Origin of the sequence: Streptomyces sp. HM190, assembly GCF_009857135.1 — a bacterium.
GTDB classification, from domain to species: domain Bacteria; phylum Actinomycetota; class Actinomycetes; order Streptomycetales; family Streptomycetaceae; genus Streptomyces; species Streptomyces heilongjiangensis.
The window spans coordinates 7,140,062-7,152,455 of sequence record NZ_CP047318.1 but is presented as its reverse complement, the minus strand read 5'-3'; the positions used below and the strand labels follow the sequence as shown (position 1 = coordinate 7,152,455).

The window sequence follows — 12,394 nt, the reverse complement described above, 5'->3', positions numbered from 1 at the left end:
GATCTGCGACGTCCCTTGGCCGGTTACCGGGCCGGTGACGGCCATGGGACGTCTGCCATGGCCCCGGCGCGACAGCAGGAAGCAAGCCGGGGACCTCGGAGCGCCGGTACACACGCTCCGCCCAACGTTGCCCGGACCGATCGGTCACCCGAGTGTCAACCGGCCGCGTCACCCTCTCCTCCTGGTCAGCGTCGTCAGCCCGGGCGGCCGGCCGTGTCTCGGAGGGCATCGTCGGCCGGCATCACCGCCGCCATCACCCGTTTTCCGACCGGCTCGCGGTGCACCTCGAAGTGCGAGCAGACGGCCATGACCAGCTCCAGCCCGTGCTGACTCACCCGGCCCGGATCCGGCGCATGCACCACCGGGAGGTGCGCCAGGAGGTGTCCACGGCCTGACACCGCGGCGGACTGTCCGCCCACCGACCCGGGTAACTCTTATTGCGAGCCCCGCCGCGCACCTCACGCCCGTGCGCACCGTCCGCTCCCAACTGAGCGAAACCGTGGTCGCGTTGACCGTGAGGCATGGTGCCCTCGACTACGGCGCCCCGAAGCGGCGGCCGAACTCGCCGGCCAGGCCCACCACTGCGTCGGCAACGGCCAGGGCTCCCGGGGCAGTTCTGATCTCAGGTGGCCGGCAGGCACCCGCACGAGGTCCGGAGGAAGAACAGCTTCTCAGCGCCGCAGGGCCTGCTCCACCAGTACGGCCGCAGCGCCCGTGTAGTCGGTCGGGTCGCACAGCGTGACCAGCCGGTCCACAAGCGAGCGGGGCACTTCCGCCATGCGGGCGAGCACCGTGGCCAAGGGTTGCCCCGTGGTCTGCGCTTCCTGCGTGGCGCGCGTCAGCAGCGCTTTGGCAGGGGCCTTGCCCAAGGTCGGCGCCAGATGGGCGACCAGCCGCTCGGACACCACCTGACTGTCCGTCATGTCAAGGTTGGAGCGCATGCGGTCCGGCCGCACCTTCAGCCCTTCCACGAGTTCCGCAGCGGTCTGCGCGGCGCCACCGGTCAGCCGTAGACAGTCCCGGAGCAGCGGCCACTCCGCGTGCCACACCCCGGCGGATCGTTCGTCCTCGGTGACCAGGCACTGTGCCAGTGCCGCCGAGAGGGCGGGCACTTGCAGCGCGGCACTGCGAACGAGCGTCGCGAGCACGGGGTTGCGCTTGTGAGGCATGGCCGACGAAGCACCGCGGCCGGACGCAGCCGGTTCGGTGACCTCGCCCACCTCGGTACGGGCCAATGCCTGGACGTCCACGGCGATCTTGCCGAGCGCCCCGGTGGCGAAGGCCAGTGCAGCGGCCAGGTCGGCCACGGGTGTGCGCAGCGCGTGCCAGGGCAGTGCCGGCCGGGCCAGTCCCGTTTCGCCGGCATAGGCGTCCACCAGCCGTGTCACGTAGCCGTCCGGGTCGGCCAGGGTGCCCCCCTCGGCGAGTGCCGCGTACTCCAGGTATCCAGCCAGCGTGCCCGCCGCTCCGCCCAGGGAGGCAGGGAGGTTCCGCTGGACGCGGGCGACGCGCTCCTCTGCGTCCAGCACCAACTGCCGCCAGCCTGCGGCTCGCAGCCCGAATGTGGTCGGTACGGCGTGCAGCGCCAGGGTACGTGCGACGGCGGGAGTCCGCCGGTGTGCTGTCGCCAGCGCCGTCAGCGCATCGGCCGTACGCCGCAGATCGGCGAGGATCAGGTCGAGTGTCCTCCTCGCGACGAGCATTGTGCCGGTGTCGAGCACATCCTGGCTGGTCGAGCCCCGGTGCACGTACTCGGCTGCCTCGGGGTCCTCAGCCGCGACGACCCCGGTGAACGCCTGCACCAGGCCGACCACCGGGTTGGCCGTCTCCCGCGCCGCCAGCGCCAGTGCTCTGACATCGAGCCGGTCGGCACGAGCCACTCGCGTGATCACCTCGGCCGCCGAAGCGGGGAGCGTGCCCACCTTCGCCTGTGCGCGGGCGAGCGCCGCTTCCGCGTCGAGCATGGCCTGTACCCAGGCCAGGTCACTGGTGGCGGCCTCCACCCGCGTGCCTGCTCGCACCGGTGTGAGCAGGCCGGCGTCCGTCAGGTGCGTCGCGGTGGCCGGAGTCGTATGCGTGAGTGTCACACGATCACCCCGGACAGCTCCCCTTCGGCGTCCACCCGACGCACTTCCGCCGGTACATGCGCCGTCTGCGGCAGGGCGAGAACGGCACGGGCGATCGCGTCGGAGTCGCCGAGCGTCACCGAGTCCACCCCGGGCCGGATGCCCGCTGCCGTCACCCAGTGCACCGCTTCCGTCGGCACCCCGTACGCGAATCGGCGGGGGTGAGGGCGGCCTCGTCCGTCCAGCAGCCGGTAGGGCCGCTCGGTGACCGCGAGTCCTCCGGTCACGTAACCGGTGCCGTCAACGGTCGCGATCCGGTACGGCGCCGCCTGGTCCGTATCCAGCAGGTGCTTGAGCAGAGGGTCCTCCGTGCGGCGCAGGTCGGGCTCGGGCAACCGTGCCTCTATCAGGACGCGGGCGCGTACCGCTTCACCGGGCACCACCGTCGAGTGCGCCACGTACACCTGGGCGGTGGTGTCGATCCGCACCTGAGTGCCCGGACCCGTCACGGTCAGCACACCCGCTTCGATCAGCGCGATCATCTCCTCGATGCGGGACGCCGGCGGCCCGATCGACAGGAAGGCGTTCAACGGCGTGTACCAGCCCTCGAGGTCGTCCCGGTGGGAGTTTCCCTCAAGACCTCCGTGGTCGACGGCGAGACGGATTTCGTTGCGCAGGTCACGCAGCACGTCCAAGGCGGCTTTCAGAGGACCGCTGACGTTGCCGAGCCGGGCTGCGGCGACATCGCGCCGCAAGTAGTCCAGCAGCCAAGCGGTGAATTCCTGGCGGTCGGTGAACTCGCGCTCCCCGTAGGGTCGCGCGAGTCGCTCCCAACTCCAGTGCTGATCGGCCGGGATACCGTACTTGTCTAGCAGTTCCCGCCGATCCCCTTCGGTTTCCGTGGTGAGAAACGCCTGCGTGAATTCCTCCCGCAGCGCGGCGTCTCCGCGGGAGGCCAGCAACGCGCTGTAATAGACGCTCTGCACCTCCACGGAGATCAATGGCCACAGATCCTTTGTGAAGTTGACGGGTTGTCCGACCGAACCGCGTCGCCGCAGACCGGCGATGTACTCGGCGGTCAGCTTGCGCGGGAAGTAGCGACCGGTGGCACCCTTCTCGTTCTCCCCGCGCGCGTGGTAGGGCACGCCGCGACGGGAGAACGCGAACAGACGCGGCTCCTGGCCCGAGGGCCGGTACACCAACCGGTCGCCTTCTCGTACCATCCGGCCGCCACGGCCCACCGTGAACAACGCCATGTGATCGAAGAAGTTCAGCCCCAGCCCTCGCAGCAGTACGTTCTCGCCCGCTTTGATGCCACTGAGGTCCAGGTCCGCAGGGTTGGCGGGGGTGATGTAGGTCAGGTGGTGAATGCGGGACAGGCTCGCCGTGCGTGCTTCACGCGAGGACAGGCGCGACGGGACGTGCCCCTGGGCCAGCACGACCGCGTCCAGTGTGTCCAGCCGAGTGCCGTCCTGGAGCCGCACACCCTGCGGCCCACCGGGCACACCGTGGATGTCGGCGGCGGCCACCGCGCGGGAACGGTGGACCCGTACCGTGACATGGTGCGGGGCCGAGGCCACGATCCGCTCGAAGCAGCCTCTAAGGTAGTGGCCGTAGAAGGCACGTGTCGGATAGGAGTCGGGCCCCAGCTTCCGCGCCTCCTCCATGACCTCCGTGCCGAAGTCGTCCGGGGCGCCCAGCAAGGCAAGAGCCTTGGCCCACTCGTACAGGGTGGGGCCCGGCTCGATGGGCCCGTCGATGTGCGCGCTGTCGTCGGTGAAGACCGTGATCTGCGAAGCCACCGTGTTCATCAGCAGGTGCTGCGACTGCTCAGGGCGCCATACGGCACCCGCACCCGGGGCGGCCGGATCCACCACATGCACGGTCACAGCCGAATGAGTCGGTGCGTTGCGCTCATTGGCCAGCAGACGTTCGAGCACCGACAGCCCGCGCGGGCCCGCGCCGACAATGCACACCTCGAAATTGCTGTGCATGCAGGAAATCCCTTCCAGGTGGGGAGGAAACCAGTGATGAATCAGCAGCCTTCGGCCGGGCCGCCGACGGTTGCCGAGGGGATGTCGCACAGCCTGATCACGAGTGGTCGGCGAGGTGGTCGGCGGGAGACGCGACGGAGATACGTGCCCGTGTGCACGCTTGTGCGGACCGGGATTTCGATGACCCGACGGTCGCTTTTCGTTGCCTCGGCGGATAGGCGATATCCCATGGCCAAGAGCATGGCGATGCCGTACTGGCGGCGGCAAGGCGCCTGTTTCCAGTCCGTCAGGTCCGTGAGGGAAGGACTCTGTTCGTGTTGCTCACCGGGATTGTGCCTGGGAATACGAGCCGCAGGAGCTCGGCTTCGGTTTGGGCATCACGTGCTGGCGCCGCCTGGGGGACCCATGCTGGGGTGTGGTCCCGGCTCCATGAAGCACCCCAGGTCAAGCTTCGGAGCGCGGACGTCCTGGACTTCTCCCGGGCGGCGGCCTGGGAGTTCGGCTGGTGGGTGATTCAGCAGCTGGACTGGCGGGTCGGCAGCTGTGGCGCCGGACAGGCCGGTGCCAAGGTGGGCGACACATCGGGCCGACCGGCTGCCCGGAACAGCCCCGCATCTTCCCAGATCTTCTAGCGGTCAACGCCGAGGACAGGCAAGGATCATGGCTGGAGGCAGGGGAACCCCTCCCCTGCCTTGATGAGGGGGTTGTCATGAGCGATGAGCAGGACACGCTGTCGGAGTTCGTTGAGGCGACGGCGACGAAGTTCGGGGTGCCTGGTGTTGCCGTCGGGGTGTGGGTGGACGGCCGGGAGGTCTACGGGTTCCACGGCGTGACGAGCGTCGAGAACCCGCTGCCCGTCGATCAGGACACGCTGTTCGTGTTGGGCTCGGTCACGAAGCCCTTTACGGCGACCGCGCTGATGCGCCTGGTCGCGGAGGGGCGGGTCGAGCTGGACAAGCCGGTGCGCCGGTATGTTCCCGAGCTCGTGCTCCCGGATGAGCGGGCCGCGGCGGAGATCACCGTGTTGCAGCTGCTCAACCACACTGCGGGCCTTGACTGGAGGATGAGCGTCGACACCGGCGAGGGAGACGATGCCCTGGCCGCGTATGTGGCAAAGATGTCCGAGTCGGAGCTGATCGCGCCGCCTGGTGCCCGGGCCTCCTACAGTCAGGTGGGGTACAACCTGGCTGGGCGGATCATAGAAATGGTCACGGGTCTGACCTATGAGCAGGCCATCGCCTCGCTTCTGTTCGAGCCGTTGGGTCTTTCGCACACTTCCTTCGCCACCAATGACGTCATCACACGGCGGTTCGCGGTGGGGCACAACGTCGGTGAGGACGCGACGCCGGCCGTCGCGCGGCAGTGGAAGGACAGCCGCGGCAACAACCCCGGCGGGGGCTGCGCGTCCTCGGTGACGGACATGCTTCGTTGGGCCCGGTTCCATCTCGGTGACGGCCGCGCACAGGACGGTGCCCAGGTGTTGCCCGCCGAGGTCCTGCAGCAGATGCAAGTGCAGACTGTCGAATTGCGGGGCAGCACGCTCGGCGACGCCTTCGGCATCTGCTGGTTCCTGCGCGACGTGGACGGCGTTCGCACCGTCGGCCACGGTGGATCGGCCAACGGCCAGTTCGCTGAGCTGCTGATCGTGCCCGAACGCGACTTCGCAGTCGTCTCGCTGTCCAACGCGGGCCCGGACGGCGGCCTCGCCTTCAACCAGGCCGCCGTCCGGTGGGCGCTCGAGCACTACCTCGGGGTTGTCGACCGGGACCCGGAGCCGCTTCCCTACGACGAGGAGCAGGCCGGGGAAGTCGTCGGGAGCTACGCGAACGACATGATGGCGCTCACCATCGCCACGGATGGGGCCGGGTTGACGATCGCCTGCGGGATCAAACCGGAGATCCGTGCGGCGGCGGACACCGAACTGCCCCCGGATCTCCCGCCGGCCGATCTCGGCCTGCTGCCCGGCGACGCGGATGAATACATCGTCACCGGCGGCGGCCTGAAGGGGCAACGCGGTTTCTTCACCCGCGACGAGAACGGTGTGATCACCGGGGTCGACCTCGCCGGCCGGTTGTTCAATCGGGTTCCCATGGCCTCCAAGTAATGGGCCGACCCGCGAGTGATCTTCGTCACGGGTGGGGCCATGGGGCTGGCCGCGTGAGTCGTGTGGATTGTGATCACCCATCAGGCCCGCGCGGCCATGTCCCATCCTGCCTTCTGCGGCGTCTCGGACCAACATCTGGGCGAGTTGGCCACTGAGCTCGCTCCACGCTGGGAGGCCCGGTGTGAGTCCGGGCGCCATGACCGGCGTGGCGGTGCCCGCGAGCGTGAAGCCGGGGCTGGGCCGAAGTACGAGTTCGTTTTCGTCGATCGGCTGCTGGTGACGCTGGTGCGCCTGCGGACCGGGCTCACCCACGAGGCCCTGGGGCGTGATCTACGAGGTGGGCTCGTCCACCATCGGCCGTGCGATCGGTGAGATCCGTCCGCTGCTCGCGAGCCACGGGTTCGCCGTCCCGGACCGGCCCGAGGTGCGGCTGCGGACCTTGGAGGACGTGTTCGCCTATGCCGAGGCCGAGCAGGTCACGTTGCGGATCGACGGGATGGAAACCCAGGTCCGACGCCCTGACGCGAGCACACCCCGCGGCCGGCACCTCGAGGCTCCTCGCTCCGCACACCACGCCGTACCGAGGGACCGGTTCAGTCCCTCGCCGCGAACGGCAGGCGCGTGAGGCTGCGGTCGTGCAGGCGGCTGAGGAACAGCAGTGAGCAGGTGGCGCCGATCAGGGCGCAGAACATGTCCCACTGGGTGTCCCAGACATCGCCCTGAGTGGCCAGGAGCGCGTCGGCGGCCTGCCCGCCGGTCACGGCGGCCGCCCACTCCAGCATCTCGAAGACGGCACTGAAGGCGAGGCAGGCGCAGCCGACCAGCGGGGCGAGCCAGCGGCTGCCACGCAACGGCGAGGTACGGACTAGGAGTTCCCGCACCAGGATCGCCGGGACGAAGCCCTGCATGAGGTGGCCGAAGCGGTCGTAGGGGTTGCGTTCCAGGCCGAACCAGTCGCGCACCCGGTCACCGGCCGGGACCTCCGCGTAGGTGTAGTGCCCACCCACGATCAGGACCAGCGCGTGCGCGGCGAGCAGACCGCACAGCAGGCCGCTCAGCGGGAACCGCCGCCGCAGCAGGATCGCCAGGGGCAGGCCCACCATCACCCACACCGTCTCCAGCAGCCAGGTGGTCGGGTCCTTGGCACCCCACGCCGACGCCATGAGCGCCGCGGCGACGACGGCCGCGAGAACGGCGGGCAGCCAGCGGCCTGTACCGCCGGGGGGCCGCGGTACGTCCGACGGCGACGGGTCGACGGACATGTTGATGGCGGACATCGTGTGCTCCTGGTGTCTGTGTGGTGCCGCCATCCTCGGGGTCGTTGCGAACCCCGGCATGAGCGCACCTACTCATCTGCCGTGTGGGAAAGCCTGCTCGGGACCTCAGCGGAGGCTCGGGCCGGAAACTCAGGAAGCGGGCGGCGGTGCGGCCGGGTCCAGGTGGTGGCCGTCGTCGTTCCCCTTGCCGGGACGACCGGGCTACTGGGATCTGCCGCTGTTGGACGGGCCGAAGAACTCGATCTCGGCGATGGCGACCTGTTTGTCGGCGGAGGCCGCGTAGGCCGAGCGCACGATGAGGCGTACGGCGGTGACCTCGCCGGCCCGGAAGGCGCGGCGCTGGCCCCCGGCCGCCTGGTCGAGGGTGAGGAAGCGGGATTCCTTCCTGCCGTCCGCGGTGGTGATCACGGCTTCGACGCGCCGGGGGAGGGCCGACTCGGAGAGTTCGTCGGCGCGCACGGAGACGCCGGGGGTGATGATGACGTCGAGCAGGCGGGTGGGCTGGTCGAAGCGGGCCTCGACCCATTCGCCCTCACCGGACTGGTTGACCCCCGGGCCCCACCAGGTGTTGCTGAGCTTGTCGAAGGCGAGTTCCGGATCGTGCCGCGGATAGGAACGCGAGGCTTCGACGCTGTCCGGTCCGACCGGGCCGCGCTTGGAGAAGTGGTCGCGGACCGCGCTGACGGCGTTGTCGGCGTTGACGACGGCGGTGATCAGCAGAGTGAGCAGCACCGCCCAGAGCGCCCAGGTCATGAGGTGGCCCAGACTGCGCCTCAGACGCGGCCGGTCACCGGCCCACGGTGCCTCCCGCTGACGGAAGTCCAGCACGCGGCGCCACCATGGGCGGCGTCCGGGGACCGCGGGGCCGCCGGACCGCGGCATGGCACACAGGACGCAGTAGTGCCGGTCCGGCCGGTTGGGCGTGCCGCACCAAGTGCAGGGCATGCCGCCGTCGGCACCGGGTTCCCGGCCGGGGTCGCGGACCTGCGGGCGGTCTGCGACCGGGCGGCCCGGCAGCACGGGCGGGACGGACACCGTCGGGGTGCCCCGGGGTTCACCGTCGGCGACCGGCACGATCAGAGACCTGGCCCGCGCGACCGCGTCGTCTCCGGCGCCGGGGGTTGCGGAGGACGCCGGGGGACGCGGTGCGGTGGAAGCGGCTTCCGCCCCGCCGGTGTGGGTGGGGCCGTCGGTCACCCCGGTCGTGTGCGGTTCCGGGGTGAGCGGCTCGCTGCGGCGCGACGCGCTCGTTCCGGGCTCCTCGGTGCTCGACGCGCTGGTGTCCGCTCGGCCGGGGCCCGGGCGGTCCGGGTCCGGTCCGGGCTGTCCAGAGGTACGCGTGCCGGACGGGGTGCCGCCCGTTTCCGGGGTTCGCGTCGCGGTCGACGGGGTCTGACCGAACGAGGCCGCGACATCGGCGTACGCGTTGTCCTCGGCATCGGCATACCGCCCGGTGGCCCGCCCCGATCCCGGCGACGGCTCGGTGCTCCCGGTCGCGGACGCCCCGAGATCGACCGACCGGCTTCCGTCCCGGTCGTCCGGGTCCGCGGCCAGGCCCACCGCACCCGCGGGCACCCGGTCGCCTTCGGCCCGGGAGGCCGATCGCCCGGCTGCCGGGCCGGCTTCCGCGGTCTGCGCGACGCCCGTTCCACGAGCGGTGCCGGTCCGGGGGGCGAACTGCCCGGACGTCGGCTCCTCGGTGCGCGGGGCGTCCGACTCGCGGGCGTGGGCGTCCTGGGCCGTCTCACCGCGCGCCGCCAGGTGGCGGGACCAGCGCAGCACGGCGCCGCAGGAGTCGCAGAAGAACTGGCCGGGCGCCGCCCGGGTGCCGCAGTCGGCGCAGCGCGCTGCCCCGTCCCGGCCGGAACCGGTGGCGGGGGGCTGGGTGGTCATCTCTCGGGAATCCTTTCCGCGGCGGTCACCTGGACCGTGTAGGGCATGTGGGCGGGGCGGGCCGCGGCGACCAGGCTGTCGAGCCGGTGTGCGTCCGCGGGGGTCGGGTCGGGCAGCCGCAGGGTGACGTGCAGCCGTGGCCGGGGCTCGCCGGGGACGGGGCCGAGTGGCCCGGCGCTCCAGTCGGCGGCTCCGCTCTCGCTGATCTCCGGCTCCACACCGAAGGCCAGCCGGACCGTCTCGGCCAGTCCGCGCCGCGTGCCGCGTACCCGGTGCAGATGCGCGGCGGCCGCCACGGCGGCCCGCAGCCACTCCTCGGGCTCCGTGCCGTTGGTCTCGGCGCCGACCCAGCCGCCGAGCCAGCGGGTGAAGTCCGCCGGGGCGAGCGCCGGGGTGAAGTAGGAGTCCAGGCAGTCCAGGACGTTCAGGATCGGAGCGAGCACCTCGTCGAGACCCGCGACGAAACGCTGTGCCAGGTAGTCGTCGGCGAACACGGCGGGCAGCATCCCGCCGAGCGGTGCGGAGGACCTCAGCCCGTCGACGGAACCCCTCGCACTCATGCGCCGTCCCCCATCACACGCACCCGATGGTCGAAGGAGAACACCAGCGCCGCCGGTTCCAGGTCGATCCGGTCCGTCGCCTCGCCCCGCTTCCCGGTCAGCGGGTCGGCCGGGTGCAGCAGCACCTCGTCGACCAGTTCCACACCGGCCACCCGCTGAAGCACCGCGAAGATCTCGCCCGCCTGGACCCGCCGGCCGAACGGCCAGCCCGTGCCGTCGGCGCCCCCGGTCAGCGGGTCGAGGTGGCGGTAGAGGGCGTCCTGCGCCTGCCGCCGCACCCGGTCGGCGTCCACGCCCCGGAAGGCGTGCACCGTCGCGACGACGGTCACGCCCTGGTAGAACGGCGGCCCCACCGCCAGCCGGGTCCCGATGAGCCTGCGCTCGTCGAGGAAGCGGGTGATGCGTCGCAACAGGCCGTCCCCGGGGACCAGTTGCTCGAATCGCAGCCTGCCGCCGGGGTCCGGCACCGCCTGCGGGACCACCAGCACCCGTACCGCGTACGCTCCGTGCTCGCTCTCCTCGCCCTCCAGGCAGGAGATACGGGCCGTCTCCGGGGCGGCACGCCGCGCGAGTTCCTCGTAGTCGCGCAGGGTCACCGCGCGCTCCTGGGCCCGCAGTGTGATCGGCGCCCGGATCTTGGCCTCCTCCACCGTCTCGCCCTCGACCCCGCCCCGCGCCGCCTCCCGGTTGACGACCGAGGAGACGTACGGCACGGAGGTGCGCAGCACCCGTACCGCGCCGCGGGCCACGTTCCCGGCCCGGCCGCCGCCGACCCGGTAGCGGCGCACCCGTACGACCGCGCCCTGCGCAGGCACCGCCCCGTACTGGCGCAGGGTGCCGTCGGGTTCCCGGACCGCCGGGCCGAAGGCGACCTCCCCGGTCGTGGCGTCCAGGGTGATGTGCCGGTCGTGCGGTCCTGAGGCGGCGAAGTGGGGCACGACGTCCCAGTCCCGCCAGCCGTCGTCCTCGGCCGTCTGCAGCAGCACCGGCGGATCGTCGCCCACGACGGGCCCGTGGGCCAGCCGGAGCCGCTGGCCGGGCAGGCCGGTGGCCTCGCCGAGAAACTCGTCGTACACGGTCTCGGCGTGCACCACGCCGGTGGTGCCGCCCAGGGTGAACGCCTCGGCGGCACGCACGGTCGGCGAGGTGGTGTAGAAGGGCTGGCCGGGCAGCGGTTCGGTGACCCGGCAGCGCAGCCAGCCGGCCTCCTGCCCGCCGGTACGGGACAGGACATGCCCGCCGGGAACGTGCAGCACGGTCTCGCCCGGCCGGTTGAGGCCGCCGGTGCCGTCCCGGTCCACCTCACAGGCAGCCCAGCCGTCCTCGGTCCACGCCTCCCACACCAGCGGCGGCTGCCGCGGGTCGACGCCGACACCGTCGACCCGGCTGTCCAGACCCAGCGCCACCGCACAGTGCGGCACGGCGGCGTCCAGTCCGAGCAGCAGGCAGTCACCGGGGCGCGGGGCCTCGGCGAAACACCTCACGTCCTTCGCCTCGGCGAGATCGGCGGTCAGGTCGGTGACGGGCTCGCCCTGCCGCTGCACCATGAGATGGCGCAACGCGCTGGGTACGACGACCAGTTCACGCTCGGTCGCGAAGACGACCGCCTCCTCGCTCTCCGTGCGCGCGGTGGCGACCTCGGTGCCGGCGGGCAGCACCACCGGCTCCTCCTGCGGGGCGGAGAGCCAGAAGGTGACCTCGGTCCGGGCTGCCGACGGGGGGAACAGCCGGATGCCGACCAGGTCGAGGAAGGCCACGTGGTTCTTCTCCGGCACCCGGTTCAGCCGGTAGACGATCTGGTCCGCCATGTGGGCGACCGTCTCGACGAGGGTGATGCCCGGGTCGGAGACGTTGTGGTCGGTCCACTCGGGGGCGCGCCGCTGGATGTAGCGCTTGGCGTCGTCGACGAACTGCTGGAAGCGCCGGTCGTCGAGGTTCGGGGAGGGCAGGGCCATCAGCGGGGACCTTCCGGGGAGATGTCCGAGCCGCCGTCGCCGGGCTCGTCGTGGGAGGGGATGACGTAGAAGGGGAAGACCAGGCTGCGCGGGTTGTTGGTGCCGCGGATCGCATAGCGGACGTCGATGAAGAGCACCCCCTGGCCGGTGCTCGCGGTGACCTCCACGTCGGTCACCTCGATCCGGGGCTCCCACCGGTCGAGGCTGACGTACACCTCGTGCTGGATACGGCCGGCGGTGGCCTCGTTGACCGGCGCGAACACCAGGTCGTGGATGGCGCAGCCGAACTCGGGCCGCATCGGCCGCTCCCCCGGCGCGGTGGACAGCACCAGCCGGATGGCCTCCTCGATCTCCCGTTCCCCGCTGACCAGGGCGATGCCCCCGGTCGGCCCGATGCGCAGGGGGAACGCCCAGCCGGCCCCGACGAACTGCTCGGCCATCAGCAGACCACCCGCCCTCTCCCGCTCCTGACGAACTTCACGAACCTCATGGACTTCACGAACCCGACGACTCTCGTGTACTGCGCGGACCGCACCGGACTCCCG

The 12,394-nt window shown here is 71.3% G+C and carries 8 protein-coding genes and 2 pseudogenes; 2 read left to right on the top strand and 8 right to left on the bottom strand.

Annotation, left to right across the window (positions count from 1 at the left end):
• Positions 1–194: 194 nt before the first annotated feature.
• The 3 genes and pseudogenes from GSY65_RS30560 to GSY65_RS30550 form a co-directional block, all read right to left on the bottom strand.
• A pseudogene (locus GSY65_RS30560) lies at positions 195–368 on the bottom strand (ATP-binding protein); the annotation flags it as partial.
• Positions 369–671: 303 nt separating this feature from the next.
• A complete protein-coding gene (gene pcaB, locus GSY65_RS30555; RefSeq protein WP_236580126.1) occupies positions 672–2,087 on the bottom strand; it encodes a 3-carboxy-cis,cis-muconate cycloisomerase in 1,416 nt (471 codons plus the stop codon).
• A complete protein-coding gene (locus GSY65_RS30550) occupies positions 2,084–4,060 on the bottom strand; it encodes an FAD/NAD(P)-binding protein (RefSeq protein ID WP_159774665.1) in 1,977 nt (658 codons plus the stop codon). Before GSY65_RS30550 ends, pcaB begins: the two co-directional genes overlap by 4 nt.
• A 278-nt stretch (positions 4,061–4,338) precedes the next feature.
• Here GSY65_RS30550 and GSY65_RS34780 point away from each other — a divergent pair.
• Together GSY65_RS34780 and GSY65_RS30545 are read left to right on the top strand one after the other, a co-directional pair.
• Positions 4,339–4,457: pseudogene (locus GSY65_RS34780) on the top strand (IS5/IS1182 family transposase); the annotation flags it as partial.
• A gap of 312 nt (positions 4,458–4,769) precedes the next feature.
• Positions 4,770–6,164, top strand: coding sequence for a serine hydrolase domain-containing protein (locus GSY65_RS30545; RefSeq protein ID WP_159774663.1), 1,395 nt, complete (start codon positions 4,770–4,772; stop codon positions 6,162–6,164).
• A 593-nt stretch (positions 6,165–6,757) separates the two neighbouring features.
• Here GSY65_RS30545 and GSY65_RS30540 read toward each other — a convergent pair.
• From GSY65_RS30540 to GSY65_RS30520, 5 genes are all read right to left on the bottom strand, one after another.
• The gene (locus tag GSY65_RS30540) at positions 6,758–7,426 is read right to left on the bottom strand and encodes a DUF2238 domain-containing protein (RefSeq protein WP_443043309.1); all 669 of its coding nucleotides are present in this window, start codon (positions 7,424–7,426) and stop codon (positions 6,758–6,760) included.
• A gap of 216 nt (positions 7,427–7,642) precedes the next feature.
• Entirely contained in the window at positions 7,643–9,334 is a 1,692-nt protein-coding gene (locus GSY65_RS30535) for an NADase-type glycan-binding domain-containing protein (protein ID WP_159774659.1), read from the bottom strand.
• Entirely contained in the window at positions 9,331–9,894 is a 564-nt protein-coding gene (locus GSY65_RS30530) for a phage tail protein (protein WP_159774657.1), read from the bottom strand. Before GSY65_RS30530 ends, GSY65_RS30535 begins: the two co-directional genes overlap by 4 nt.
• Positions 9,891–11,849, bottom strand: a complete 1,959-nt coding sequence (locus tag GSY65_RS30525) for a putative baseplate assembly protein (protein WP_159774655.1) — start codon at positions 11,847–11,849, stop codon at positions 9,891–9,893. The genes GSY65_RS30530 and GSY65_RS30525 overlap by 4 nt, the downstream gene beginning before the upstream one ends.
• The gene (locus GSY65_RS30520) at positions 11,849–12,289 is read right to left on the bottom strand and encodes a GPW/gp25 family protein (protein WP_159774653.1); all 441 of its coding nucleotides are present in this window, start codon (positions 12,287–12,289) and stop codon (positions 11,849–11,851) included. The genes GSY65_RS30525 and GSY65_RS30520 overlap by 1 nt, the downstream gene beginning before the upstream one ends.
• Positions 12,290–12,394 lie beyond the last annotated feature (105 nt).

Coding starts and splice junctions, on each gene's coding strand:
- GSY65_RS30550 (WP_159774665.1), bottom strand. CDS start 4,060: ATGCACAGCAATTTCGAGGTGTGCATTGTCGGCGCGGGCCCGCGCGGG.
- GSY65_RS30545 (WP_159774663.1), top strand. CDS start 4,770: ATGAGCGATGAGCAGGACACGCTGTCGGAGTTCGTTGAGGCGACGGCG.
- GSY65_RS30540 (WP_443043309.1), bottom strand. CDS start 7,426: ATGTCCGTCGACCCGTCGCCGTCGGACGTACCGCGGCCCCCCGGCGGT.
- GSY65_RS30535 (WP_159774659.1), bottom strand. CDS start 9,334: ATGACCACCCAGCCCCCCGCCACCGGTTCCGGCCGGGACGGGGCAGCG.
- GSY65_RS30530 (WP_159774657.1), bottom strand. CDS start 9,894: ATGAGTGCGAGGGGTTCCGTCGACGGGCTGAGGTCCTCCGCACCGCTC.
- GSY65_RS30525 (WP_159774655.1), bottom strand. CDS start 11,849: ATGGCCCTGCCCTCCCCGAACCTCGACGACCGGCGCTTCCAGCAGTTC.
- GSY65_RS30520 (WP_159774653.1), bottom strand. CDS start 12,289: ATGGCCGAGCAGTTCGTCGGGGCCGGCTGGGCGTTCCCCCTGCGCATC.